Here is a 24,285-nt window from a genome sequence, read left to right on the forward strand (position 1 = left end):
GTTCACAAATGTAGGAACTATCCAGCGGGGTGGAGGAACAAAATGCTAGCTGAGCTAAAACTAAGATGGGATAAAACATTGTCTGGTTATGGGGATGCTCTTTTGTTGGCAACTGGATTTGAGCGTCTGATCCAGCATTATCAAGAGCCGCACCGTTACTATCATAACTTAACTCACATTGACGCTTGTTTAACCCAACTTGAGCAAATCGAAAATCAACTCGATGATCCTTTAAGTCTGGCGCTAGCCATTTGGTTTCATGATGTTATTTATGACCCGCGCAAGAGTAATAATGAAGAAGCGAGTGCTGATTTAGCCGGTGCTTATTTGACTCAATGTGGTTGTGCGCAAGAGATAATTGCCAAGGTGCGCCATTTGATCTTATTAACGCAGCACCCCAGTCAGCCAGTAACGAAAGACGAAGAAATACTGATTGATGTCGATTTATCAATTTTAGGTGCCGAGCCTAAAGTGTATGATCAATATGAGCTGGCGATACGGCAGGAGTATCAGCATGTGCCAAGCGTATTATATAAAATAGGCCGTAAAAAATTGCTGCGTTCTTTTTTGGCTCGGCCCCAAATATACCTTTCAGCATCATTCTATTGTGAGCGAGAACAAATCGCGCGAGCGAACCTGCAACGCGCGATAGATAATTTATAGCCAAGTTGAAATCTGCTTAACGGCCATATTTGGTTAGAGTGGTAAGCTTAAGGTCACTTTTAGCCCTGAGTTTACATTTTCCGCCATCACACTGCCGCCATGTTTATGCATGGCATTGTCACAAATCGCCAGCCCTAAACCTGTGCCGCCTGATTCTCGATCGCGTGCTTGGGAAACTCGATAGAAGGGCCTGAATATCTGCCCTAGTTCTGTTTCGGGGACACCGGGGCCATCGTCTTGAATACTGATTTCTAGCTTGTTTCGATATTGGGTAATGGTTAGGTTGATGCTGGTGTCGGCATAGCTGATGGCGTTGCGGATCACGTTTTCAATGGCGCTGGATAAGAGCGCGGGGTACGCTTGTAACTCCAGTGCGGGCGGTGTGTCATAGGTAAAGGTTTTTCCTGTCTGTTCGGCCTCAAATTGGGCGTCGTCTAACAGCGCTTCTAATAAACTATCCAGTCGAATTGTTTGTATTTCCTGTGGCTGAAATTGACTACGTGATAAACCCAGTAAATCACTGATCATTTGTTCTAGCCGTGCTGCTTCTATATCGATGCGATCTAACTCACTTGACTCGCCCTGATGTTTACGCGAGATCGCTAACGCTAAGCGCAAGCGTGTGAGTGGTGAGCGTAATTCATGGGAAATATCACTTAACAATCGCTGCTGACTTGAAATCATTGTCTTGAGAGATAACACCATACGATCCATGCTATTGGCGAGCTGGCCGATTTCGTCTCGACGTGATAGTTGGGGGATGCTGGTTTCTAGCTCGCCTTTAGCGATTTTATGGGAAGCACTCTGCAACTGGCGCAGTGGTGAAGTCAGGTGCCAAGCTAAAAGTAAGCAAATGGGGGTGCTAACCAGTAATGAAATAAAAATAAGTAAGCCGGGGTTGTCTAACAACCATCGCAGCATAATGCGGTCACTTTGCCCGCGCATGTTTTTATGGGCGTACAATAACAGCGGTTTGCCATTGTAAATAAATTGTACCGGGCCAAGTACGATGCCGTCATGGCGTTGCCACATTTGTGGCCGGGTGATGCTTTCACTCTCAATAGCAAAGCGGCGCACAGCCTTAGGTGCTTCATTATTTACAAAGCTACCATTTTGTTCAAGGGCATAGAATTTAAAGCCACTCTTATGGCGAAAGGTTTTTAGTGCGTAGCCTAAACCGCGCTCAGGATGACGGCCTAAGCGAATAACTAAGTTTTGGCTGGTTTTGTTTAACAGCTCAATGCCAAACGAATCTACGGGTTGTAAATGACTTTCATCGAGACGCGGCAAGGTAACAAGGATGGCGACTAAAAGCAAGATCAGTAGCCAAAACCCGGCAAAAATTTTAAAGAATAAGCTGTTAATCGGTCGCGTCATATTAAGCCTCGCCGCCTTCTAGCCAAATATAGCCCCGCCCGCGCAGGGTGCGTACGCGATCTTGACCATCCAGGCGCTCAGGTAATTTGCGGCGTAAATTACTCAGGTGCATGTCAATACTGCGGTCAAAGGGCATCAGTTTTTTACCTAGCACTCGCTCGCTCAAATCGGCTTTAGATATCACTTGGCCAGGATGCTCGATAAACTCTTGCAACAACAAAAACTCAGTACCGGTTAGGTCGATATTTTGTTGCTGACAAATAGCCGTTTGTTTGCCGGGATAAACTTCAATATCGAGGTGGCTAATACATGTGGCGTTTAGCTGACTACTTGGCTCAGGTGCTTTGTTGGCGGTGCGGCGTAAAATCGCCTTAATACGAGCAACTAGCTCGCGATCACTAAAGGGTTTAGCCAAGTAATCATCGGCGCCCATTTCCAGTCCAAGGACACGGTCAATTTCTTCACCTTTGGCGGTTAACATCAGCACTGGCTGCTGACTGGTTTGGCGTAGCTGTTTTAAGGTATCAAAGCCATTTAATTTCGGCATCATGACATCAAGTAGAATGAGGTCGTAACTCTGTTGTAATGCTTTTTCTAAGCCAGCCTCTCCGTCATGGGCTAGCTCGGTCTCAAAACCCTCAAGACTTAGAAACTCTTTCAGCAGTGCCGCTAGCTCGCGATCATCGTCAATCAATAACAGTCGATACATGTTTTTTCTCCTATCTATGATGTATACCCAATCAACTTGAAGATGCATGTTTCAGAGCGCCACCGTGTTTTCAATACTAGGCATGCTAATGCAGGAATGTAGGCTCCCTTCAAATTAGCATAACAACGTAGTGGAAACACAGCGGCGCTCCCAAAGGGCAAGTTTTACACGCGTTTATGCTGTGTTATTGATTTTGATAAGGGGAAGCCATTACCTGTAATCAATGCCTTGCCTAAACGCGTGTAAAATCTTGCTGAAATCAAGCCTCTCCAGGTTGATTGGGTATAAAGCATACCTTGCTTACATTTAACCGCCTGTTGCCTTTACTTACTTTTACACTCTGATGACGTTGCTTTTCATTGCATTGATTACACTTATCAACGTCAACTAAATGAGGATATGAAAATGAAAAAGTGGATTAAGATTGCAGCATTAAGCCTAGCGCTACCTTTAAGTTTATCTGTTAATGCGAAGGCGATGGATGGCATGCAAGGGCACCGCGGTGGCATGAAAAACATTATTTCACAGCTTGATTTAACGCAACAGCAAAAGCAAGACGTGAATAACATCATGCAGCAAGCTAAAGGCAATATGGACAGACAAAGCCGTCAAACACAACGTGCTGAACATCAAGCCGAACGCTTGGCTTTATTAAGCAGTGAGACATTTGATGAAGAAAAAGCGCGTGCGATGATAGCTAGCCACCAACAACAAATGTCGGAAAAAAAACTGGCGATGCTGAAAATTCAACATCAAGTTTATCAAGTTCTCACGCCTGAACAGCGTGTTAAATTTGCCGAGTTAATGACGCAAGGGAAAGGACGTGGCAGTAAGCGTCAATAAGGGTATAATTTTGCGCAACTTGGTTTAACGAACTTGGATTATTGTGCAGCACTCTGAATATTCAAAACTTGTCACTATCGCAGGGTGGGCGGCCGCAGGGACGGCCACTTTATTGATCATTACGAAACTGGTTGCTTGGTTTTTTACCGATTCAACCAGTATCTTAGCCTCGCTTACAGACTCTTTAATGGATGTCGCAGCATCAATCATTAACCTTATTGCAATTAAAGTGGCGTTAACACCCGCTGATGAGGATCATAAATTTGGTCACGGTAAGGCCGAAAGTTTAGCGGGATTAGCGCAAGCCGCCTTTATTTCAGGTAGTGCTTGTTTACTCATTTTGGGTGGTTTTAATGCCCTAATAAAAGGGCACCCTGTACAAGATCCAAGGTTTGGTATCTGGGTGATGGTATTTTCTATTGTGGTGACCTTGCTGTTAGTGGCATTTCAAACCATGGTGGTGCGTAAAACGGGTAGTGTTGCGATTAAAGCTGATTCTTTGCATTACAAATCAGATATCTTTATGAATGCTGCAGTGTTAATTGCGTTGGCTCTTGCCGCTATCGGTTTTAACTGGGCTGATGGGGTTTTTGCCATGGGCGTGGGGGGCTATATTCTTTATGGCGCTTGGCAAATAGGTAAAGAGTCGGTGGATGCATTGATGGATAAAAGACTCTCACCAGAGGATGAGGCCAAGGTGATTGCATTGGCTTATGACAACCCGCAAGTGCTCGGTGTACATGATTTAAGAACGCGTCAGTCTGGAAGTACTAAGTTTATTCAGTTACATTTGGAACTAGAAGATCATTTATCCCTTTATGATGCTCATGAAGTGGCCGACAAATTGGAAGCGCAACTTGATAAAGCGTTTATCCAAGCCGATATTATTATCCACCTTGATCCTGTCTCTGTGGTTAAGCCGGGCAACCGCTTGGCTCGTGCCTAGTCGCTGCTGCTCATCGAGGCAATATAGTTAATTTTAGCAAGGTAGGTACATGGACGCACTGCAACAGCAAACGTGGCAACGGATCCGCGACGAAGCAACCCAAATGGCGCAAGATGAGCCGATGTTGGCGAGCTTTTTCTACTCCACTATTTTAAACCACGACACGCTCTTGGCTGCGTTAAGTTTTCAATTGGCTAATCGCTTAGACAGTCCAACCATGCCTGCCATTTTGATACGTGAAATTATAGAATCAGCATTCACTTCGGATGTCTCCATTCTTAATTCTGTCATGGCTGACATCATTGCCGTACAAGAGCGAGACCCAGCGGTGGAATACTATTCAACACCATTACTTTATTTGAAAGGTTTTCATGCGATTCAGGGGCACCGTGTTGCTCACTGGCTGTGGCATCAAAATCGTCGTCCGATGGCCATGTATATTCAAAGCCAAATTGCGGTTGTTTTTGGTGTCGATGTGCATCCTGCGGCGCGCATCGGTAAGGGCATTATGTTTGACCATGCTACCGGTATTGTGGTCGGTGAAACGGCGGTGATAGAAGACGATGTATCGATTTTGCAAAGTGTGACCTTAGGCGGAACCGGTAAGGAATGCGGAGACCGCCATCCTAAAATCCGCGAAGGAGTGATGATAGGAGCGGGCGCTAAAGTGCTTGGTAATATCGAAGTTGGTAAAGGTGCGAAAGTAGGCGCAGGCAGTGTAGTGCTAAGAGACGTTCCTCCTCATACCACCGTTACTGGTGTACCTGCCAAGGTGGTGGGAAAACCAAGCTGCGAGAAGCCATCATTGGATATGAGCCAAAATCTATAACTTCTATTTTATAGCCAAGACACCTCAAAATGTAGAATGAGCGGCTCCAAAAGGGCGAGTTTTATAGGCCGTTATGCTTTGTTGCTGATTTTCAACACAGCATGACTATGTCTCAAATCTGCGTCGTGTTTAACAGCTTAAAAATACTCGCTGAACAAGCATTTTGAGGTAACGTGGGAATATAGTTAAACGACTTTAAGATATGTATTCAACGTTGAGTATCTTGAAGTTATTTATTTATTCTTTCTGTTCATGCCTTTATAAATTCAAAACGCGGGATTTCTTCCCCTGCGATGACGATATTTTCAATAAACATTTCGTAGGGTCTCACCCATAATTCAGCATCACCATACATGGGTCGATACAGCACCATCCACTGTTCTGTTTCACTGTGTATAGCGAGATCAATGACCTGATACTGGCTACCTTTGTAGTGTTGATAGGTGCCCGTTTTTAGTGTGGGTTTCATCTCATTCCTTAATTCGTTTCATCTTGATGTCATTAGGGTACTATTTTATCCTAGTTTTTTTAACGTAAGGCCCGGCAAGGCTTGAATAACCTTAATCTAAAGCTTATGCTCAGTCACATTAAGCGATGGGTGCCATTCTCAAGGATTTAAAGTATGTCTTTCGAAGTATTAGAACAGTTAGAAGCTAAAGTGCAAAGTGCCGTTGATACCATTTCTATTTTACAAATGGAAATTGAGGAATTAAAGCAAACGAATGTTAGCCTTAGTGAGCAAAATGAGCAGTTACAAGGTGAGCATCAGCTATGGCAAGATCGTTTGCGCACGCTACTAGGTAAAATGGATCAAATGGAGCAAGCTAACTAAGTTAGTTGTTTCATTCGCACCTTTATTGGCTGCAAACAAAAAGCCCAAGCTGTGGTGCAGCTTGGGCTTTTTGTTTGGCAATGTTTTAGCGTTTACTCAATATCTAATGGCTCTGGCGAGAGAATAATGCCGGTGCTGTCTGCATATAGGTGATCTTCTGGTAGGAAGCTGACGCCGCCAAAGTTAACCGGGACATCGATTTCACCAATTAAAGTATCATCTGCGCCAACTGGGATAGAGGCTAAAGCTTGAATGCCCACTTCAAATTCTTCAATGGCATCAACGTCACGCACTGCGCCATAAACCACTAAGCCTTCCCACTCATTTTCTGCCGCAAGTTCAGCTAAATCGGCATCAATCAATGCCCGGCGCAACGAGCCGCCGCCATCAATGAGTAATACTTTACCTATACCAGACTCTTGCAATGCTTGGCGTATCAAGCCGTTAGACTCAAAGCACTTGATTGTGGTGATTTCGCCGCCAAAAGAATATCTACCACCAAAATTGGCGAACATAGGTTCCACTACATCAATGGTATCGGCATAGGTGTCGCAAAGCTCTGAAGTATTATATTCCATTGTATTTCACCTTACTAAAAATGACAGTGGTGGCGACCAAACTAATTGAATTACTTTGTTTTGTCTCCGCGTAAATCCCACTCAGTATATACCCAAAGCCAGTTCGGGTGCGAGTATCTCAGTGAGTTTATTAGCTAAAATTTTATCTGCTAGAAATGACAGTTTAACGTCAGTGCGGTTGGGGTTTGCTGGCATTTTGGCAAAGAGCACTGCTCTTTGTGGTTTTATTTGGTGTCGCTCTGCTTGAAGTATTGCTAAAGCAAGGCTTTAACTCAAAAGGTAAGCGGGTCTTGATTAAATAGCTGAATGTGTTATTGCTCACATTTTCATTTTAGTGGCTATACTTTAAACAGTGTTAACCGGATGTAATGGATAAAGCAATGAAACAGGACCTTGAGAAAGTGAATTCATCGGCCAGTGATAGCCGTCGTAAGTTTCTAATTCGTGGTGGTAAAATGGGGGTAGGCTTGCCGCTCATGTCCAGCTTCTTCAGCCGCTCAGCAATGGGCGCGGGTACTTGTTTTACCGCCAGTACCGCACATTCGCTTGCCCCTTCCACGGCGAGACAACCTGAAAACTGCATTGCATCAGGTCGAAGCCCAGGCTATTACAAGTCCCATGTTGAGCCTAAAGCGGGTGATGAATGGAATTTAGGTTGGCCAAAGTATTCAACCGTGGCTGTTTACAGTGGCGCGGAAAATAAAATACCCATGACCGACGGTAGCCCTGAGCCGAATGGTTTAAAAGGCTCGGGCATGATCACTAAAGAGGCGCAAGATTGGTTTGAAGGAAGGTTGGCTAATGCTGTTCCTCTGCAGTCGATCACCCCGTTAACACTATTAGGTGAAATTAATTGCTTTAGTGGTTCTGGGCTGGCCTCGCTACCTATTATGGAAGTACTTTGGCAGCATGAGGGAACGAAGGAATTTATCGGTATTGCCACCTACTTTAATGTGGTTCATGTGCTTAATAACCCAGGGCTTAATTACCCCATCGACTATGATTTTGCTTGTGAATTAATCGAGGCGATGATCGCAGGTGATGATGATGATTATAACTTGCCAAGTTTTGCCCATGGCTCGATTAAGGATTTTCTAGACGCGCTTTATGTCTGAATCGTTACCCATACAGCGGGTTTATCATGTCATAGAGCCACTAGATTGGCGCTTATTTGGTGATGAGCTAGTGGTGTTTAATCCCATGGATAATGGTCTGCATATTATGCCTGCAGGCCTTTTACCTCTGATAAGTTGTTTTGATTCTTCTCATGGGGTTTCGAGCAAGGCGTTACTTGAAACGTATCGGTCGTTACATTTACCTGACAACAGTATTGCTAGTTTAGATGAGGTATTAAATAAGTGGTTAGCCCTTAATTTAATTAGTTGCCGTGCCATACATTGATTGATAGGCATTAAATAGATTTTATTGAACATTTAGGTGGCAAGGATGCTGAAATTAGCTGCATACCCAGAGCAAGTGCAAGCCGCATTAAAGCAGCAAGGTTTGTTCTTGTCGTTGCCGCCTTTTGTTATTCAAGTGCGTTGCTCAAGTACTGCCTTGGCTGACTATTTTACCCGCATTTATGCCGACCATGAGTTCTTTCCTCAGCCGCAAGTGGCTAGTTTTAATATTGAGTTAAAGCATGAGAGTGGCTTACGACGTTGGCTTAAACCACAAATTCGCTTTTATCAAAATGAGCATGCGCCATTTTTTTCTATGCCTGAATCCCATGCACCAATCCTGTGGGAGTGGGGGCTTAATTATTGTATTGCCGCCAAGTATCACTCTTGCTTAACCATACATGCCGCGGTAGTGGCTAAAAATGGTGAAGCGTTAGTTATACCCGCACCGCCTGGTTCGGGTAAAAGTACCTTGTGTGCCTTGCTTTGCAGTCATGGTTGGCAGTTGTTATCTGATGAATTCGCCTTGATTGATTTGTCATCTCGGCAAGTGCAAGCGCTACCACGGCCAATTAGCTTAAAAAATCAGTCGATTGATGTATTGAAGGCTCATGTTGAAAAAAAGCAAAACCGTGGGCGTTTTTCAGCAGAATATTTAGGCACGAGTAAGGGTCGTGTCGCCTTATATTCAGTGCCCACTGAACAGCTTGCCCAAGACCAGCACAGTTATCCGATCAAGCAAGTGCTATTCCCTCGCTATTGCCAAGACCAAGTCTGCAACGTGACACCTATTTCACCGGCACAATGCTTAATGCAATTGGCCGACAATAGTTTTAATTTTGCGGTGCTTGGTCAAGCGGCCTTTGTTTGTTTGGCGGAGGTTGTCGCATCGAGCCATGCTTACAGTGTTGATTATGGCGATTTTAATGCCTTGCTTACGCAATTGGACACCTTGCCGTGAGTGATGCTATGGATAGATATCAAGACCCATTAATGTGCTTATTGCGTGCGCCTGATTTAGCACAAAACTTTTCTCCTGAGCAATGGAATTTGGCATTAGGCCAAGCTGAGTTGGCGCAATTGATGGGCGTTTTAGCAAGCCAGTACCTGCCTGCTTCAAGCTGGTTGCCGCAAGTGGTTCAACAGCGGTTGGCATGGGCGAATCGTTTAGTCGAACATCAGCAGCGTGCGGTCAATATGGCATTACAGCAGTTGTTTGACGCCCTCGGTATGTTTTCGCCGATGTTACTAAAAGGGGCGGCGTATCAAGTTGCCGCTACTCCTAATAGTGCAGGGCGAATGATGTCAGATATCGATATTTTAATTCCACAGCAGCATTTACAAAAAGCCGAACAAAGCCTGTGGTTACATGGCTGGGATAACCGTGGTAAAACTCCCTACGATGAAAAGTATTACCGTGCTTGGATGCATGAGCTACCGCCCTTTGTCCATCAAAAAACCGGTATCATTCTCGATCTGCATCATCATTGGTTACCCAGCAGCTGTCGCTGGCAATTTGATATTAATGAAGTATGCAAAAAGGCTAGCTACTGCACCGAGTCATCATTTTTAATTCCTGAAATTAAAGATTTGTGTATCCATTCAGCTATCCATCTGGTCACCAGTGGCGAGGGGGATAAAGGTTGGCGAGATTTACGGGACCTTTACTTATTGAGTCAGTTGACTGAGCGTGAGCCCTTACTTGCGCGCGCGGAGCAGTTCGGTTTAGTTAAGCCTGTGGCAAAGGTATTAGTGTTAGCAGAGCAATTATTTGGCGAGCAGCCCATTGCACCAACAGCATCATGGGCACTAAAAGCCATGTTGCCAGCGCATTCTAGTTATCAGTCTTGGTCTGTCAGCGCGGCGAAAATGAGTTTTTATTGCCAAGCACATTTGTCGCGTATGCCACTGCCTTTATTGTTGCCACACCTGATGCGTAAAGCGGCGGCGCGCTATGCTAAAGCTTAGTGATTGCAAGCAAAAGAGTAAGACGAAGCAGAGTATTTATGACACTGCGCAGATGAAGCTCAGGCTTAAGGTGCTGACATGGCATTTTTAAGTTATTTGTCCGCGGGATTAGCCTACTTATTTTTTGCGGCTTTGTTGCTGGCTGCAAAGGTGAAATCAAATTCGGGTAGGTTGCTACTGCTGGTGTGCTTTGTTGGCGTACTTTGGTCGCTGCAGGTACTACTCTATTTTGAACTGGCTTGGGGCGAGTTGACCGACTTCTTATTGCTTGATGGTTTGCGCAGTGTCAGTTGGTTGATATTTATTATTTGTTTAATGGAGCCTGAAACGCGCATTAGTAAACAACTAATGCGGTCGACATGGTTTTGGCTCAGCTTGGTGATACTGGCGAGTTTGGCCTACAACCTAATACTTAATCCACAAATGTCTCCGCTATGGAGTTATTACCTTAATATTTTTTTAGTGGTGCAAGTGCTGGTGCATTTAGAGCGAGTCTATCGGCATCTCACCATGGAGCATCGCTGGCGATTAAAGCCGCTGGTGTTGTATCTGGGCTTAATTTTTGGCTTTGATTTCTTCTTTTACGCGCAAGCAGCGTTATTTGCTGAGTTTGATGTTGAATTTTGGCAAGCTCGCGGCTTTGTCCATTGTTTGACCTTACCCATGTTAGTGATTGCCACTCGGCGGACCACGCACTGGTCGGCGCGTATTTATGTATCAAGAGATGTGGTGTTTCATAGTAGCTTGATGATGCTAGCTGGGTTGTATTTATTATTAATGGCCTTAGTCGGCTACTACATCAAATACATGGGCGGAGAGTGGGGCGGCGCGATACAGTTGTTGTTTGCTGTAGTCGCTTTATTAATGCTGGCGGTGGTGTTTTTCTCGGAATCATTCCGACAAAAGGTAAAGGTCTTTATTGCCAAGCACTTTTTTGCCAATCGTTATGAATATCGTGATGAGTGGTTATCGTTAACGCAAGATTTAATGGAGCAAACGGAGCAAAGCTCGCCTTATCAACATGCTTTAGCGATTATGCTTAAACGACTTAGCGCTGATACCGGTTTCATTTATCAAACCCAAGGTCAACAGGTGACTAAAATGGCGCAAAGTGACTCTGCTCGAGCGCTACCAAACGATGCGGTAGCGCCTTTAGTTGCGTACTTTAAGCATCATAACTGGCTCATTGATTTAGTCGAGTTACGTAACTCGCCGCAGCGCTATCCTGATTTAGTGGTGCCGCCTGCTTTGATTAATCAAAGCCAAGTTTGGTTAGTGGTGCCCGCCTTTTATCAACAGGAATTGATTGGCATTATGCTCATTGGCCCTTCGCGAGCGCTGCGTCAGTTAAATTGGGAAGACCGCGACTATATTAAAGTGATTGCTAAGCAATTAGCCCATTATTTGGTGCTGCATCAGGCGCACAGTGAGTTGGCAGAAGCGAAGCAATTTCAAGCTTTTAACCAGATGTCTGCGTTTTTAGTACATGACTTGAAAAATACCTTGGCGCAGCTTTCTTTAATTGTTTCCAATGCCGAAAAACATAAAACCAATCCAGAGTTTATTGACGACAGCTTAGTCACCATCGACAACGCGGTACAGCGGATCACACGGGTGGTGGATCACTTTCGTCCAAATGAAAACCAACCGAGCTGTTTAGCCAATGTGTCTCTTGAGGCTATATTAATGCACGTATGTCACGAGCGATCCCATGTTCAGCCTATCCCTTCACTGCGTATTGAACATGATGTCACCTTATATACGGATGCGAACCGGCTGCAGGAAGTATTGCTTCACTTAGTGCAAAACGCACAAGAAGCGACCAGTGCTCAGGGCGAGGTAAACTTAGTTTTACAGGTAAGCGACAATACGGTCGATATTCATATTCAAGATACTGGTTGCGGTATGGATGATGACTTTATTCGCCATCGTCTTTTTGCCCCCTTTGACACCACTAAAGGTAATGCGGGGATGGGCATTGGCGTCTATGAAGCTCGGCAGTTTGCTATGGCTAATCAAGGGCTGCTAACTGTGTCTAGTGAAGTGGGTATCGGGAGCCACTTTACTTTATCTTTACCGCTTCCTGAGCACACGGATACATAAGGAGTCTTGATGAATACAGATAAGCCTTTACTGCTGGTGGTAGAAGACGACTTAGGCATTCAGAAGCAGCTAAAATGGAGCTTAGACGAATTTGAATTGGTTTTTGCGCAAGACAGAGCCAGTGCCATTAAGCAGCTGCGACGCCATGAACCTAAAGTAGTGACACTCGACTTAGGATTACCGCCAGACAGTGCCAATGCGACCGAAGGTATGGCGACACTCTCTGAGATATTAACCCTGAGTCCTTTAACTAAAGTGATTGTTGTCACGGGCAGCGATGATAAAGCCCATGCTATCGAAGCGGTACGTTTAGGTGCTTACGACTTTTATCATAAGCCTATTGCTGCTGACACGTTAAATATTATTCTCCATCGGGCATACTGGCTTTATGAGTTAGAAGAGGCTAATCAACAGTTTAGTCAGATAAATGTGCGCTTGGCTCGAATCATTGGTGATAGTCCTGAAATTCAAAAACTGTGCCGTGTGGTTGAAAAAATAGCGCCGACCGAGTTGACGACTTTGATTCTAGGCGAAAGTGGCACCGGTAAAGAGGTGTTTGCTCGTGCGATCCACGAGTGTAGTTTGCGCCATGATGCGCCTTTTGTTGCGATTAATTGTGCCTCGATTCCTGACAATTTATTGGAAAGTGAATTATTTGGTTACGAGCGAGGTGCATTTACCGGTGCCCATAAAAAAACACCCGGTAAAATAGAATGTGCGCAAGGTGGCACCTTATTTCTTGATGAAATTGGCGATATGCCGTTAGCGTTGCAAGCCAAAATGCTGCGTTTTCTGCAAGAGCGAGTGATCGAGCCGGTTGGTAGTCGTCAAGAGATTGAAGTTGATGTGCGCGTGGTGTGCGCGACCAACAAAGATGTGCTGGCCATGGCTCAGCAGCAGCTATTTCGCGAGGACTTGTACTATCGTATCAGTGAAATGACCTTAACCTTACCGCCTTTACGGGAGCGAGGGGGCGATGTATTGCTGTTGGCGCGGGCCTTTTTAGTCAGTATAAATAAAGAGCTAGGTTGTCATGTTAAGGGCTATGATGATTCCGCGTTGCAGGCGCTTTATCATTATCACTGGCCAGGTAATATTCGAGAACTACAAAATAAAATCAAATCTGCTGTGATCATGGCTGAAACATCGCGTATTAGTGACAGTGACTTGCTGTTATGCCAACCCAGGGAAGCGGCTACAACGCTGTTTAACTTACGTGAAGTGCGTGAGGAGGCTGAAAGTCAGGCTATTGTCGAGGCCTTGAGTTACAGCGGCCACAATATTTCAAAAACAGCGGATTTGTTAGGCATCACCCGACCCACCTTATATGCCTTGATGGAAAAGTATGCTTTGTCGAGTAATAAAGATAGTTCGGATATCTCACCAGCCACTTCGAGTTGAGTGTCAATGAGGGGGCAAAAAAAAGCCGGCAAAAGCCGGCTTGAAACACGTTGAAATAACGATTAGTCGTTAACTAATTTCATTTCTTGAATAATTTCATGTGCGATCTCCGGTGTGGTTGAAACCGGTTTAGTATGGCGATCTGCTTTCAATTGGCCTTTACGATGAGTTAACGCTGCATCTAGCTTTTTAACTGCGTTAGCGATGGCAGGGTAAAGTGTTTCTGCAGTACCACGAGCTGATATTTGTGCCCCTTCATAAGTCGTGCTGACTTCTAGATTAGATTCCGCGTGTTGTTCGGAAACAATGACGTTTAACGCAATGATGCTGGGAAAATGTGAAGCGATCTTGGCAAATTTTTCTTCTAAATGCTTGATGATGTTATCAGTGATTTTAGTGTTGTGGCCTGTAACATTTATTTTCATATGAAGTCCCTCTTCACTGTGATAGTTGGTTACTGGATACTTCTAGTAACACATTGTTTTAGGGTCGCTTTCAGTTTACTTAAAATAAGAAAAAACCTATTGGTAAAAATAATTAAACTGATAGGTACTTATCTATATAAGGCTTTAGCGGCCGACTTTCAAGGTACAGTTTGAGCTAAATGGTTAAGTTGACGAAATAGTTGTGAACCAATGTGCAATTTTTATTACAACTCGCAGTCAATCATCTCATAGTTGAGAGCTTGCTCGGCTAATTTACTGACATTGTCAAAACCCGCTTCAGTGGCTTTATTGCTATCTTGACTGGCTATTTCATGGAGGTGGATCCCTGTGCCGCCAGCCCCGCACATAGAGATAATGGCTAAATCAGTTATTTGTGCACAATAAGACGATATAACGTCTATTCCTGCGTTAGTTAGGATGCTTTGTGTGGTTGTGAGGGTCATCGGAGGTTGCTCGCATTGGACAAAGCCATCAGATATATAAACTAAGGTAGTTGAGCTTGAGGGTGTACTACAGCCGTTTACCAATAGGCTTGCAAGTAATGCTGTTAGAATGGTGCTGATTTTGCTCAATGACGCATCCTTATTTAAATCATAAAACTGAGCGATGTTGTGCTGGTTGATAAAAAGGTGTCCTAAAAGTCCAATGCTGGACCGACACTGTCTCTGACAACAAGCTCAGGCTTCAAAATAATATCTTTACCCACTTTAACGGGGTCTGCCATGACTTCAAGCAATAAATCGATCGCCGTCTCACCTAGTGCTGAAATAGGTTGGCGCACGGTGGTGAGAGCGGGATAAGTGTGTTTTGCGTGAAAGTTATCATCATAACCAATCACTGAAATATCCTCTGGTACCCTTACTCTTGCTTCTCGTAGCGCAAGTAATACTCCCGCAGCGATGTCATCGTCACCTGCACATATGGCAGTAAAGTTACAATTAAATCCTAGCAGCTTTTTGATTTCTGTGTAGCCAAAATCTTCGCTAAACTCGCCATGAATAATTTCATAATTAGATTCATCAACTCCAGCTTCGTCCATCGCCTTGATAAAGCCGAGTTTTCTTTTTACTGCATCAGGATATCGAGTCAGACCAGCTAACATTAATATTTTTTTATGGCCGTGCTCAAGCAAGTGTTGCGCGGCTAAATAGCCGCCGTATTCGTTATCGACCAGCACTGAATTATTGGATAAAGCAGGTGCTGAGATACCTAAGGTGACAATGGGGGTTTGGTTGTAATTGAGTTTACTGATGGTTTCTGGGGTGGGATTGTTCTCTAAATAAACGATTAAGCCATCACACTGATGAGTTTTAAAAGATAGGATAGCGTTAGCTTCCTTCACTTTATCGCCGAAACTGCTGGTGGTTAATATTTCCTTATCTTTGCCCATTAAACGGCGCTGCACCCCACCAAGCAACATTGCATAATAAGGGCTTGATATATCAATCAATACTACGCCTATCATGCCTGATTTATTGCTTTTTAAGCCTTGAGCAAAACCATTGGGGTGAAAATTGAGCTCTGAAATCGCCTGTTCAACTATGGAACGCGTTTTTTGTGAAACACTGCTGCCGGGGTTGAGTACCCGAGAAACCGTTGATTTTGATACACCAGCGCGCTTTGCTACATCAGATATGGACGTCATAAACCTAATTAAATTATTTTTAATTGATTGTATTAACATTAAGGCTGAATTCAACTCCCAACAGCCTAAAGCGTGAAACATGTAGCCTTAGGTGCGGGGTTGGATGTGAGAATTTGTGTTTTTATTCACACTCAAGCCTTGTTTGATAACTTGGTTTGAATGTTTTTTTCCTTTAAAACTTTGTCTATGTAGCGCAGTAACTTAAGCTTTTCCATCATGGTTTTATCTAAGTATTGAAATACTTCTTCTAAGTGCTCTCGTAAAATTCTCGCTTGAGTTAAATCATCTTCACGCTGATCTTTATGGGATAAGGTGGCCTCATTCGCCGTTGAGTTCGCTAGGGTGGCGTACTCTTGCTCTTGAATAAACTCTTCATTGACTGTGTTGATGGCTTCTTCGTTTATGTAGTTAGCCTCTTCTAGAAAAGTGAACAACATTAGGCGATCGCAAAACAAGTTAATGATACGTGGGATCCCTCTGGTGTATTGATGAATCAAAGGAAAGCATCCGGGCGAAAATGCCGGGTTATTTTGCCAGCCAACATGTTTCAAGCGATGCTCTATATAGTGTCGGCACTCTTCACTGGTTAAGGGCGGCAAGTGGCAAGAGGCAATAATACGCTGGCGAAATTGCTCCATATTGGCACCTTTGAGCGTGTCCCTTAATTCTTCCTGACCCAATAAAAAACTTTGTAATAACGGCCGATTATCTTGTTGGATATTCGATAGCATGCGCAATTCTTCAATTGATTCCGCAGGCAGGTTTTGCGCCTCATCAACTAATAATAGTGTGCGTTTACCTTGCTGAAAATTATGACTTAGGTATCCCTCAATCCCTTGTAATAGAGCAGCTTTGTCACTATCAGCTGGCAGCTTAAGATGAAAACCAGATGCTATAAGCTTGAGTAAATCCATCGGATTTAAGCTTGTGGTTACGAGCTGTATTGCTTCCACTTGCTGGCTATTAAGGTTGGATATTAGGTGTTTAGCTAAGGTCGACTTACCTGTTCCGATTGAGCCTGAAATAACAATAAAGCCTTCACCTTGCTCAAGGCCGTACTGCAGGTAAGACATGGCACGTTTGTGCTCTTTACTGGCAAAGAAAAATTCAGGGTCCGGCGTTAATTGGAACGGTTTTGCACTCAGGGCAAAGAACTCTTCGTACATGACGCCTCCTTAAAATACGACTTGATAACTTAACTTGATGTTATTTTCGCTGTAGCCGTTTTGCTCACTGTCTCTATCGGTATAAGTATAGTTAAGGACAACAAGTGAACGTTTACCCAAAACGTGACTTAGACTGAGGCCATGACGTTGTTCTTTATCTGTCTGGGTGGCTTGGTCTTGCTCTAAGTATCGCTGCTCTGTACTCAGTTGGAGGCTGGTTTTTTGCCCGATTCGCCAAGCCCAGGCAAGCTGTGCACCATAATCATCTGTATCCGGTGTGCTGCTAAAATAATCGCGTTGTACGTAAAACAAGGTTAGGGTAAAAGTGTGTTTACGGGCTTGCAGTGTGCTACTTAATTTGCCGTCACGAGTAAGATAAAGTTCGTTATTTGCCGAGGGTAATGCAGCAAAAATACTGACTACTTGCTGATCTGGGCCCACTACCGGATTAGTTAAACTTGAAAACTCGCAGTCACTTAAGCTATTAATTGTGCCTGCAGGACAAATAAGAGAGCCCACATTTGTGCTTTGCGAGGCGAGTTCACTGGCAAAAGATTCAATCGATTCACGATAGGTAATTTGGCTACGGATCTTACGTACATTGTGGAACAGGCTAAAATCGTAAGCGTCGCCATAGAAACGTTTGCCGTAGGAAGCAGTTAATCCAGTTCTCATGCTGGGTGTCCAATTGAGCTTGGCTGCCCAGTAGTCTTTGTTATTATCTTTTAAGCTAAAATTATAGCTAACATCAATATAGCTTCGATCGCTGGGAGAAAAACGAATACCTGGCCCCCAAGCTGCGCTATCTAGGTTATCAGTCTGCTCTACACTGTTCTCTTCCCAATAGCCATTAATGAACAGTCCCCATTTATCGATTAGACCGTAGCCAAATCTCGCGTCGGCTGACTGTGTTAAGCTACGCCGCTTTTGGTCTGGCTTTTGATAACCTAAGGTATAATCCATATTCCAAAAGGCGCGCTTAAAGTCGGTACCATCTTGGGCTGAGAAAGTGAGATTGTAACCTAACGTATCATCGCTGGCTTTTTGGTCGATATAGTAAACATTACTGTTAAGATCGAATTCAGCCTGATTGCCAATGGGTTGAGTCCAATCCATACCTAACTGATAATTTCCTACGGTATCGAGGTTGTCTGAATTACCAGTATAGTCAGTCAGTAAGCCATTATTGATATCAACGAGTTGCTGGTTAGCTGTAATACTACTAGAAATTATAATACGGTCGTGCCACGCGTTTACCTCACCCAGTAGCAATAAATCATGAAACGCTTCGCTACTATTTTCAGCATCAACATAGTACTGCCCATTAAAGTCATATCGTGCTCTAAAGCTCGCTTTATTACCGTCAGCAGTTAAGCCAAAGCCCGGGCTAATTGACAAAATGACATCATCTTGCGCTGCTAATGCGCTGCGGCTTATGTTGTCAGAGTACTCAGTGCTTGCTTCTATAGATGCACTGGTTTGCCAATCAGCTGCAGAGACGAAAGGCGTGAGTGAAAATGCATATAAGAAAATAAAATAGTTATTGGTTTTCGGCATATTGGTATCCATACCCTGCGTAAAGGTTTGTTGTTTGTACCGATTTATTGAGCACTAAGCCGATGGCACGGTCTTGGTTGAGCAGGCTAATCGCCGATTCAAGGCTGTGAAGCGGCGTTTTATTCTCTTCAACGACGACCAATTGCTGTCCAACAAAGCTGGTTAGCGCTTGCGTTTCATTGATGCCAAGTAGAGGGGGCGCATCAAAAATAATGACCCGATCTGAATAGCGTTCAGCTAACTCATTGGCCAAGCTTTCCATTCGCTCACTGGCTAACAGTTCACTGGTTAAGTGGTGTTTTCTCCCCGCGGGCATAAGGCGCAAATTTGGGATGTTGGTGTTGTAGATAATTTCTTGTAGTGACGATGTTTTTCCTAATAAGTAGTCAATCAGCCCGGCTTTGACCTGAACCCCGAGTGCGTTACAAATCGAGGGGTTTAATACGTCTGCATCCACTAACAGCACGGTTTTTTCTTGCTCCATGGCAATGCTCAGTGCGAGGTTGATCGCGGTGAAGGTTTTACCTTCATTGCTAAGAGTGCTTGTTACCAGCACCAAGTTTGAATGGGTTAGGGTATCTTTTAATGGACCGAATGCTGTTTTAAGCACTCTTCTTTTCACAAAGCGAAATTCTTCATGAGTTTTACTGCGTTCGTTGCTGTCAACCAAATAACCGCGTTGTTTAAGATCATGAAGATCAAGCGATAAGTTTTGCAGCTCTGACGAGTCATGGGCCTTATTTACGACGGCGGTTGAATCACTAGCAGACTTCGCCTTAGCGGCTGATGTGGTGGTATCAGCTACAGCTTGTATGGGCTGTGAAACTGGGCTTGAAGCGTTCAACGTAGAGGCATTTATATCCGTATTTATAGCAGAGTTTGTATCAGCAGTCTGACCTGGTTCGTGTTGATTATCCACGCTCGCTTCAGCTGCGCGTTGCTTCTTTTTAGCGAGTGCTTTTTCAATAATGCTCATACGTATCCCTACTTTAAGTCGCGGCAACTAACGTTTTCAATTGCTGTACAAATGGATGATTACTGGTTTGAGTGACGAGTAATCCACCATAAATGCAGAGTAAAGCGATAATAACTAGAGCAAAGGCAATATTGTGACGCCGTTTCACTTGAATCATCTTCTCAATATTCGAATGTGAGATAGCGCCAAGTACGGGGATTTTTATCATTGCTGCTAGCTCTTTGGGCCCGGTAATAATCGGTTTGATTTGGCTAATCGCAAAAGCGACAAAAATGCCTAAGCCCAGCCCGAGTAACGTCACAACAGAAAGCAAAATAATTCGGTTAGGTCCCGCGGGATCGTTAGCTACGCGAGGTGGCTCAATCACTTTAAACTCAACGCCTTCTGTTGATTGGCCGGCTTTTTGTGACATGATGGCAGATTCACGTCGTTCTAATAATTGATTATATTGACCTTTAGTTATGTCATAACCTCGGGTGAGGGCGGCGAGATCGGCTTCTACTTTTGGTACTAAATGCACTTTTTCTTGCAGTTTAGCGACTTTATCTTGGTAGTTTTCCACTCTCACTTTTAGTGAAGCAATTTCATTTTCCAGTTGGCTAACATTAAGCCGCAACGATTGTACGAATGGCGATTCACTGGCTTCTGCGGGCCGACTTTGTTGATAATTGATTGAAGCTAATTCAGCACGCTCTTGTCGTTGTTTTTGCACCAGATCGGCTATTTGTCTTTTAAGTTCTATGATATCTGGATGTTTGTCAGTGTAGCGCAGGTTCATTTCATCGAGCATTTGGTTCAGCTGGTTTAGGCGTGAATCATACTGCGTAATAATGCTGGGGTTATAAACTGCTTGGCTTTGTACTTGCGGCACCGGGAGAGACTCTTCATCTTCTAATTGAATGCGAGCAGAAAAAAGTCGTGTCTGTGCTTCTTTTAATTGTAACTGAGTATTCTCTAACTGAGTTTCTTCCGCTTTGAGCATATCGTAATACGAGTTTCCTTTACCTGGTAATAGGTCGGCGTATTGTCGCTTAAACTCTGTTAACGCAGCATCGTCTGCGGTCATACGTTTTTCAAAATCTTTTATTTGTTGGTTCAAAAAGCGCTGTGCGTTGTCGGTGTCGGTGCGGGTTTCACCTAAAGTGTCTTCGACGAAAATGGTCAATACAGACTGCACCACCGATTTTGCTGATTCTGGATTAGGCTGTTGATAGCTAATAGTGAATATTTTTTCCCGCTTAGTGGTGCCTATCTTGATTTCTTTACTCAAGCTATCGACTAGTTTGTCAAATTCTTCGCTGCTGTTGGTGAGTATATCTAAGTCGGCCATACGCGCTATTTTCTCTACGTTAGGCCGGCTTAATAAGGTTTTCACCATTAAGTTAAGCTGTTGGTCTTTAAATGTTTCGACCGTAAGCCCTCTTAGTAAAGGTTTGAGTAGTGAATCAGTGTCAACATAAACGCGTGCCGAAGCTTTATACTGATCCGGCATCTGCATCACATAGAGCCAACCAATAGGGCAGATAATCCAAGCAATGATGATGATGAAGCGACGCTTCATCCACACCCCTTTGATGTAATAGAGCGCTTTTTCAATTAACTCCTTCATTACCGGCCTCCTGGCATAGTTTTATATCAATCAAAAGATAGAGACTAAAACCAAGCTTCAGGAATAATCAAAATGTCGCCGGGCAAGATATTGGTATTGGCACTAACGTCACCCTTACGGATCAAATCATCAAGGCGCACACGGTATTGAATCTGCTTCCCGTCTTCAATACGAACCAAAGCGGTATTGTTGCCATCTGCAAATTCAGTTAAACCACCCACTGCAATCATGACATCTAGAACTGTCATATATTGGCTGTAATTCAATGCCTTAGGTTCAGTTGCTTCACCGACAATTCGCACTTGTTCACTGTAAGGGCCACTAAAACCGACCACAGTAACGGTAACAATAGGCTCACGTAAGTAAGTGGCTAGCACTTCTTCAATTTCTCTGGCTAATTGAGTCGGTGTTTTGCCACTAACGGGAATGTCTTCAACTAATGAGGTGGTAATCATGCCGTCAGGTCGAACCACAAAACTGCCTGATATTTCAGGGTTGCGCCAAACAAATATATTCAAGTTGTCACCGGGGCCAATAAGGTATTGATATTGATCGGCTTGGGTGGTGAGTGAGGGGGTCAGCGTGGCTGAACTGGCAAGGGGCGCGCTATTTTGGTTACTGCAACCGCTTAAACCAAAAATGATGAAAAAATATAGCCATACGGATTGCTTTAACATGCTGTCCATAGCTTTCTCTCTCTATGTAAGTGGATAGTGTTGAGGCATCGCCTCAGCTTTTATCAGCATAGTCCATGAATTTATTTTCGCGCAAAAAATGCAAGTGTTAGCAGTGAAATGTTTTTTTAAGTTGAGGATTTATGAGAATAATTCCAGTTGATTAGCAAATTGCTTGTTATTTGATCAAATATTGACCTCACAATGTGATTTAGTTCAACTATCTTTTAAGAAGTGTTTTAGTGGGCACAAGGACATCGCCTTATGAGTCGTTTCGCATTTGCAAGTACAGGTAAAGCCAGTCGGCTTTTGGTGATTTCAGAGTTAAGTATTGTTTATCTGGGATTCTTACTTGTTAGTGTTGGGTTCTACTTTAATAGCTATGACATTCTGAGTAATCAATTACAAATGTTGATCGAGGTTTTAGTTATTCCTCTCGTTATTATTGTCTTGATGTTGAGTTTAGGGCTTTATAACCCTCGTCTTCGTTGTAATGGTGATGGGGTCGGCCGACGCTTAGTTATTATATGCAGTTTGGTGTTATTGCTTGCTTTATCGTTGTCTGGCCTAAATGCGCTAAGTTCATCCTTTCATGTTGTTAGCCTTTCTGTTTTAACTTCTCTATGTATGTTGATGGGCTTTCGCTATTTTATCTCCCATAAATTTGGTGATACGTTTCGCCGTAAAGTATTGGTGATAGGTGCAGGTAAACGGGCAGAAATTATTCGCCAACGTATGCGTCGTGAAGCGGACAAAAAAGGCTTTACCATCGTTGGTTTTGTGCCGATGGCTGGGGACGATGAAATAGATACCGGTGAATTGAAAATGGCGGTGGATTTAGATCAACCTAATTTACTTGTTCAGATGGTCAAAGACCAGCGGATCGATGAGATTGTGGTCGCCTGTGACGAGCGACGCGGACACCTTCCTTTACAGGCTTTATTTGCTTGTAAGCTATATGGTGTTGAGGTGATGGATGTGTTGAATTTTATCGAGCGTGAAACCGGCCAAATAGCGGTGAATCAGTTATATCCAAGTTGGTTGGTTTATTCCAATGGCTTTGTTCGTTCTGACAGCATACGCAGTATTGCATCGAACATGCTTAATTTAGGGTTAGCTGTCATTATTATCTGTCTGCTTTGGCCGCTATTATTATTTGTCATGATGGCCATCTATTTGGAAGACAGAGGTCCCATCTTTTATCGCCAGACGCGTATTGGTTACGCAGGTAAACCATTTGAGATTCTCAAGTTTCGTAGTATGCGAGTTAATGCTCAAGCAAATGGTGCACAGTGGGCGGCGAAAAATGATAGCCGCGCCACGAGAATCGGCCAGTTTATGCGTAAATATCATATCGACGAGTTACCGCAGATATTTAATATTCTAAAAGGTGAAATGTCATTCATCGGTCCAAGGCCTGAGCAACCTGAATTTGTTGAACGTTTATGTACTCAACTACCTTATTACGCAGAGCGCCATAATGTTAAACCGGGCTTAGCGGGTTGGGCACAGTTGAAATACCCTTATGGTGCTTGCGATAAAGATGCTTTAGAAAAACTACAGTACGATCTTTATTACGTTAAACATCGTAATTTTTGGTTTGATTTGGCGATTTTTGTGCAAACCATTGAAGTTGTTTGCTTTGCCCAAGGCTCGCGCTAATGGATGCTATTTGTACTGCGTCGGCAATGACAGTTGATTTAGAAGATTACTTTCAAGTTTCCGCTTTTGAGGCTTGCAGTGATAGGGCGGATTGGCAGCAGTTTGAGTGTCGCGTCGAGGTTAATACCGATAGGTTACTCACTTTGTTTGAACGCCACCAAGTAAAGAGTACTTTTTTTATTTTAGGTTGGATTGCCGAGCGTTACCCGGAGGTGGTGCAAGCAATCGCTAAGGCTGGGCATGAAATTGCCAGCCATGGTTATGATCATCAGCGCGTAAATACGTTAACCGAACAAGGGTTTGCCAGCGATGTTTTACGCAGTAAAAGCTTATTGGAAGATATTACTGGGCAAGAGGTGAAAGGTTACCGTGCGCCGAGTTTTTCATTTAATCAACAAACGCCTTGGGCATATGAAGTACTAGCAAAAGCGGGCTATCGCTATAGCTCCAGCGTCTACCCAGTAAAGCATGATCATTATGGCTCACCCTTACTGCCAAGGTTTGCATTTTTGGCTCACCCAGCACTACTTGAGATTCCCATCTCAACCCTGCAAATTGCCGGAAAAAACTTTCCGATTGGTGGTGGTGGTTATTTTCGTTTGTATCCCGAGCTGCTTATGCATTGGGCATTGCGCCAATTTCATCGGCAGGAGCAACACCCGTATATTTTTTACATTCATCCTTGGGAGCTCGATCCTGAACAGCCAAGACCATTTCAAGTCAGTCGCAAAACTAAGTTTCGTCATTACCTTAATCTAGATAAAACTCAGCGACGAATGGAGCGCTTGCTAAAGCAATATCAATGGCAGCGAATGGATGAGCTATTCTTAAAGCCGAGCCGTCAAACTCAAATACAAACTCAGCAGGCATTTATATAGCAGTAGCCTAAAATTTTATCAGG

The 24,285-nt window shown here is 43.8% G+C and carries 25 protein-coding genes; 13 read left to right on the forward strand and 12 right to left on the reverse strand.

What is annotated here, in order from left to right; all coding sequences use genetic code 11:
• Positions 1–42 precede the first annotated feature (42 nt).
• Positions 43–663, forward strand: a complete 621-nt coding sequence (locus K6Y31_RS05025; protein ID WP_233051751.1) for an HD domain-containing protein — start codon at positions 43–45, stop codon at positions 661–663.
• 33 nt (positions 664–696) lie between these two features.
• Here the strand turns inward: K6Y31_RS05025 and K6Y31_RS05030 are convergent, their stop codons facing one another.
• Complete coding sequence (locus K6Y31_RS05030) at positions 697–2,040, reverse strand: ATP-binding protein (protein ID WP_233051752.1); 1,344 nt, start codon at positions 2,038–2,040, stop codon at positions 697–699.
• A gap of 1 nt (position 2,041) precedes the next feature.
• Positions 2,042–2,749, reverse strand: a complete 708-nt coding sequence (locus K6Y31_RS05035; RefSeq protein WP_233051753.1) for a response regulator — start codon at positions 2,747–2,749, stop codon at positions 2,042–2,044.
• Between the two features lie 405 nt (positions 2,750–3,154).
• Here K6Y31_RS05035 and K6Y31_RS05040 point away from each other — a divergent pair, with 405 nt between their 5' ends.
• Genes K6Y31_RS05040 through cysE form a run of 3 tightly spaced genes read left to right on the forward strand, consistent with a single transcriptional unit; the run spans position 3,155 to position 5,367 of the window.
• Entirely contained in the window at positions 3,155–3,592 is a 438-nt protein-coding gene (locus K6Y31_RS05040) for a Spy/CpxP family protein refolding chaperone (RefSeq protein ID WP_233051754.1), read from the forward strand.
• 43 nt (positions 3,593–3,635) lie between these two features.
• The gene (locus K6Y31_RS05045) at positions 3,636–4,538 is read left to right on the forward strand and encodes a cation diffusion facilitator family transporter (protein ID WP_233051755.1); all 903 of its coding nucleotides are present in this window, start codon (positions 3,636–3,638) and stop codon (positions 4,536–4,538) included.
• A gap of 49 nt (positions 4,539–4,587) precedes the next feature.
• The gene (gene cysE, locus K6Y31_RS05050) at positions 4,588–5,367 is read left to right on the forward strand and encodes a serine O-acetyltransferase (RefSeq protein WP_233051756.1); all 780 of its coding nucleotides are present in this window, start codon (positions 4,588–4,590) and stop codon (positions 5,365–5,367) included.
• Positions 5,368–5,617: 250 nt separating this feature from the next.
• Here the strand turns inward: cysE and K6Y31_RS05055 are convergent, their stop codons facing one another.
• Positions 5,618–5,836, reverse strand: coding sequence for a DUF1653 domain-containing protein (locus K6Y31_RS05055; RefSeq protein WP_233051757.1), 219 nt, complete (start codon positions 5,834–5,836; stop codon positions 5,618–5,620).
• A 153-nt stretch (positions 5,837–5,989) separates the two neighbouring features.
• On the opposite strand from K6Y31_RS05055, the gene K6Y31_RS05060 reads away from it, so the two are divergent.
• On the forward strand, positions 5,990–6,199 hold the full coding sequence (locus K6Y31_RS05060; protein ID WP_232800840.1) for a cell division protein ZapB: 210 nt from the start codon (positions 5,990–5,992) through the stop codon (positions 6,197–6,199).
• A gap of 92 nt (positions 6,200–6,291) precedes the next feature.
• Here K6Y31_RS05060 and rraA read toward each other — a convergent pair whose 3' ends face one another.
• The gene (gene rraA / locus K6Y31_RS05065; protein ID WP_233051758.1) at positions 6,292–6,777 is read right to left on the reverse strand and encodes a ribonuclease E activity regulator RraA; all 486 of its coding nucleotides are present in this window, start codon (positions 6,775–6,777) and stop codon (positions 6,292–6,294) included.
• 380 nt (positions 6,778–7,157) lie between these two features.
• On the opposite strand from rraA, the gene K6Y31_RS05070 reads away from it, so the two are divergent.
• From K6Y31_RS05070 to prsR, 6 genes are all read left to right on the forward strand, one after another.
• Positions 7,158–7,892, forward strand: a complete 735-nt coding sequence (locus K6Y31_RS05070; RefSeq protein WP_233051759.1) for a hypothetical protein — start codon at positions 7,158–7,160, stop codon at positions 7,890–7,892.
• Positions 7,885–8,178: a hypothetical protein gene (locus tag K6Y31_RS05075; RefSeq protein WP_233051760.1), complete on the forward strand. Its 294-nt coding sequence runs from the start codon at positions 7,885–7,887 to the stop codon at positions 8,176–8,178. Before K6Y31_RS05070 ends, K6Y31_RS05075 begins: the two co-directional genes overlap by 8 nt.
• A gap of 45 nt (positions 8,179–8,223) precedes the next feature.
• Complete coding sequence (locus K6Y31_RS05080; RefSeq protein WP_233051761.1) at positions 8,224–9,138, forward strand: HprK-related kinase A; 915 nt, start codon at positions 8,224–8,226, stop codon at positions 9,136–9,138.
• Between the two features lie 8 nt (positions 9,139–9,146).
• Positions 9,147–10,145, forward strand: a complete 999-nt coding sequence (locus K6Y31_RS05085; protein ID WP_233051762.1) for a nucleotidyltransferase family protein — start codon at positions 9,147–9,149, stop codon at positions 10,143–10,145.
• Positions 10,146–10,223: 78 nt separating this feature from the next.
• Positions 10,224–12,248 (forward strand): XrtA/PEP-CTERM system histidine kinase PrsK, encoded by a 2,025-nt coding sequence (prsK, locus tag K6Y31_RS05090; RefSeq protein WP_233051763.1) that lies wholly within the window; start codon positions 10,224–10,226, stop codon positions 12,246–12,248.
• Between the two features lie 9 nt (positions 12,249–12,257).
• A complete protein-coding gene (prsR, locus tag K6Y31_RS05095; RefSeq protein ID WP_233051764.1) occupies positions 12,258–13,649 on the forward strand; it encodes a PEP-CTERM-box response regulator transcription factor in 1,392 nt (463 codons plus the stop codon).
• Between the two features lie 62 nt (positions 13,650–13,711).
• Here the strand turns inward: prsR and hpf are convergent, their stop codons facing one another.
• The 8 genes from hpf to K6Y31_RS05135 all read right to left on the reverse strand — a co-directional run bounded on the left by hpf (position 13,712) and on the right by K6Y31_RS05135 (position 21,734).
• Positions 13,712–14,074, reverse strand: coding sequence for a ribosome hibernation-promoting factor, HPF/YfiA family (gene hpf, locus K6Y31_RS05100; RefSeq protein ID WP_233051765.1), 363 nt, complete (start codon positions 14,072–14,074; stop codon positions 13,712–13,714).
• 224 nt (positions 14,075–14,298) lie between these two features.
• A complete protein-coding gene (locus K6Y31_RS05105; protein ID WP_233051766.1) occupies positions 14,299–14,667 on the reverse strand; it encodes a hypothetical protein in 369 nt (122 codons plus the stop codon).
• Positions 14,668–14,729: 62 nt separating this feature from the next.
• On the reverse strand, positions 14,730–15,740 hold the full coding sequence (locus tag K6Y31_RS05110) for a LacI family DNA-binding transcriptional regulator (protein WP_233051767.1): 1,011 nt from the start codon (positions 15,738–15,740) through the stop codon (positions 14,730–14,732).
• A gap of 131 nt (positions 15,741–15,871) precedes the next feature.
• Complete coding sequence (locus tag K6Y31_RS05115; protein WP_233051768.1) at positions 15,872–16,906, reverse strand: XrtA/PEP-CTERM system-associated ATPase; 1,035 nt, start codon at positions 16,904–16,906, stop codon at positions 15,872–15,874.
• A gap of 9 nt (positions 16,907–16,915) precedes the next feature.
• Positions 16,916–18,463, reverse strand: a complete 1,548-nt coding sequence (locus K6Y31_RS05120) for a TIGR03016 family PEP-CTERM system-associated outer membrane protein (RefSeq protein ID WP_233051769.1) — start codon at positions 18,461–18,463, stop codon at positions 16,916–16,918.
• Positions 18,447–19,439 (reverse strand): XrtA-associated tyrosine autokinase, encoded by a 993-nt coding sequence (locus K6Y31_RS05125; protein WP_233051770.1) that lies wholly within the window; start codon positions 19,437–19,439, stop codon positions 18,447–18,449. The genes K6Y31_RS05120 and K6Y31_RS05125 overlap by 17 nt, the downstream gene beginning before the upstream one ends.
• A gap of 13 nt (positions 19,440–19,452) precedes the next feature.
• On the reverse strand, positions 19,453–21,048 hold the full coding sequence (locus tag K6Y31_RS05130) for an XrtA system polysaccharide chain length determinant (protein WP_233051771.1): 1,596 nt from the start codon (positions 21,046–21,048) through the stop codon (positions 19,453–19,455).
• 44 nt (positions 21,049–21,092) lie between these two features.
• Entirely contained in the window at positions 21,093–21,734 is a 642-nt protein-coding gene (locus K6Y31_RS05135; protein WP_233051772.1) for an XrtA/PEP-CTERM system exopolysaccharide export protein, read from the reverse strand.
• Between the two features lie 252 nt (positions 21,735–21,986).
• Between K6Y31_RS05135 and K6Y31_RS05140 the strand changes: the two genes are divergently transcribed.
• Positions 21,987–23,384 (forward strand): TIGR03013 family XrtA/PEP-CTERM system glycosyltransferase, encoded by a 1,398-nt coding sequence (locus tag K6Y31_RS05140; protein ID WP_233051773.1) that lies wholly within the window; start codon positions 21,987–21,989, stop codon positions 23,382–23,384.
• Positions 23,384–24,262, forward strand: coding sequence for an XrtA system polysaccharide deacetylase (locus K6Y31_RS05145; RefSeq protein ID WP_233051774.1), 879 nt, complete (start codon positions 23,384–23,386; stop codon positions 24,260–24,262). The genes K6Y31_RS05140 and K6Y31_RS05145 overlap by 1 nt, the downstream gene beginning before the upstream one ends.
• The last annotated feature ends 23 nt before the right edge of the window (positions 24,263–24,285 follow it).

The organism is Motilimonas cestriensis (genome assembly GCF_021295315.1).
GTDB lineage: Bacteria > Pseudomonadota > Gammaproteobacteria > Enterobacterales > CBDFNC01 > Motilimonas > Motilimonas cestriensis.

What these genes read in the sequence shown, in the direction of transcription:
- K6Y31_RS05135 (WP_233051772.1), bottom strand. Translation starts at nt 21,734, where the DNA reads ATGGACAGCATGTTAAAGCAATCCGTATGGCTATATTTTTTCATCATT.
- K6Y31_RS05025 (WP_233051751.1), top strand. Translation starts at nt 43, where the DNA reads ATGCTAGCTGAGCTAAAACTAAGATGGGATAAAACATTGTCTGGTTAT.
- prsK (WP_233051763.1), top strand. Translation starts at nt 10,224, where the DNA reads ATGGCATTTTTAAGTTATTTGTCCGCGGGATTAGCCTACTTATTTTTT.
- K6Y31_RS05070 (WP_233051759.1), top strand. Translation starts at nt 7,158, where the DNA reads ATGAAACAGGACCTTGAGAAAGTGAATTCATCGGCCAGTGATAGCCGT.
- K6Y31_RS05130 (WP_233051771.1), bottom strand. Translation starts at nt 21,048, where the DNA reads ATGAAGGAGTTAATTGAAAAAGCGCTCTATTACATCAAAGGGGTGTGG.
- K6Y31_RS05030 (WP_233051752.1), bottom strand. Translation starts at nt 2,040, where the DNA reads ATGACGCGACCGATTAACAGCTTATTCTTTAAAATTTTTGCCGGGTTT.
- K6Y31_RS05125 (WP_233051770.1), bottom strand. Translation starts at nt 19,439, where the DNA reads ATGAGCATTATTGAAAAAGCACTCGCTAAAAAGAAGCAACGCGCAGCT.
- K6Y31_RS05120 (WP_233051769.1), bottom strand. Translation starts at nt 18,463, where the DNA reads ATGCCGAAAACCAATAACTATTTTATTTTCTTATATGCATTTTCACTC.
- rraA (WP_233051758.1), bottom strand. Translation starts at nt 6,777, where the DNA reads ATGGAATATAATACTTCAGAGCTTTGCGACACCTATGCCGATACCATT.
- K6Y31_RS05035 (WP_233051753.1), bottom strand. Translation starts at nt 2,749, where the DNA reads ATGTATCGACTGTTATTGATTGACGATGATCGCGAGCTAGCGGCACTG.
- K6Y31_RS05075 (WP_233051760.1), top strand. Translation starts at nt 7,885, where the DNA reads ATGTCTGAATCGTTACCCATACAGCGGGTTTATCATGTCATAGAGCCA.
- prsR (WP_233051764.1), top strand. Translation starts at nt 12,258, where the DNA reads ATGAATACAGATAAGCCTTTACTGCTGGTGGTAGAAGACGACTTAGGC.
- K6Y31_RS05115 (WP_233051768.1), bottom strand. Translation starts at nt 16,906, where the DNA reads ATGTACGAAGAGTTCTTTGCCCTGAGTGCAAAACCGTTCCAATTAACG.
- K6Y31_RS05145 (WP_233051774.1), top strand. Translation starts at nt 23,384, where the DNA reads ATGGATGCTATTTGTACTGCGTCGGCAATGACAGTTGATTTAGAAGAT.
- K6Y31_RS05040 (WP_233051754.1), top strand. Translation starts at nt 3,155, where the DNA reads ATGAAAAAGTGGATTAAGATTGCAGCATTAAGCCTAGCGCTACCTTTA.
- hpf (WP_233051765.1), bottom strand. Translation starts at nt 14,074, where the DNA reads ATGAAAATAAATGTTACAGGCCACAACACTAAAATCACTGATAACATC.
- K6Y31_RS05055 (WP_233051757.1), bottom strand. Translation starts at nt 5,836, where the DNA reads ATGAAACCCACACTAAAAACGGGCACCTATCAACACTACAAAGGTAGC.
- K6Y31_RS05080 (WP_233051761.1), top strand. Translation starts at nt 8,224, where the DNA reads ATGCTGAAATTAGCTGCATACCCAGAGCAAGTGCAAGCCGCATTAAAG.
- cysE (WP_233051756.1), top strand. Translation starts at nt 4,588, where the DNA reads ATGGACGCACTGCAACAGCAAACGTGGCAACGGATCCGCGACGAAGCA.
- K6Y31_RS05110 (WP_233051767.1), bottom strand. Translation starts at nt 15,740, where the DNA reads ATGACGTCCATATCTGATGTAGCAAAGCGCGCTGGTGTATCAAAATCA.
- K6Y31_RS05140 (WP_233051773.1), top strand. Translation starts at nt 21,987, where the DNA reads ATGAGTCGTTTCGCATTTGCAAGTACAGGTAAAGCCAGTCGGCTTTTG.
- K6Y31_RS05060 (WP_232800840.1), top strand. Translation starts at nt 5,990, where the DNA reads ATGTCTTTCGAAGTATTAGAACAGTTAGAAGCTAAAGTGCAAAGTGCC.
- K6Y31_RS05085 (WP_233051762.1), top strand. Translation starts at nt 9,147, where the DNA reads ATGGATAGATATCAAGACCCATTAATGTGCTTATTGCGTGCGCCTGAT.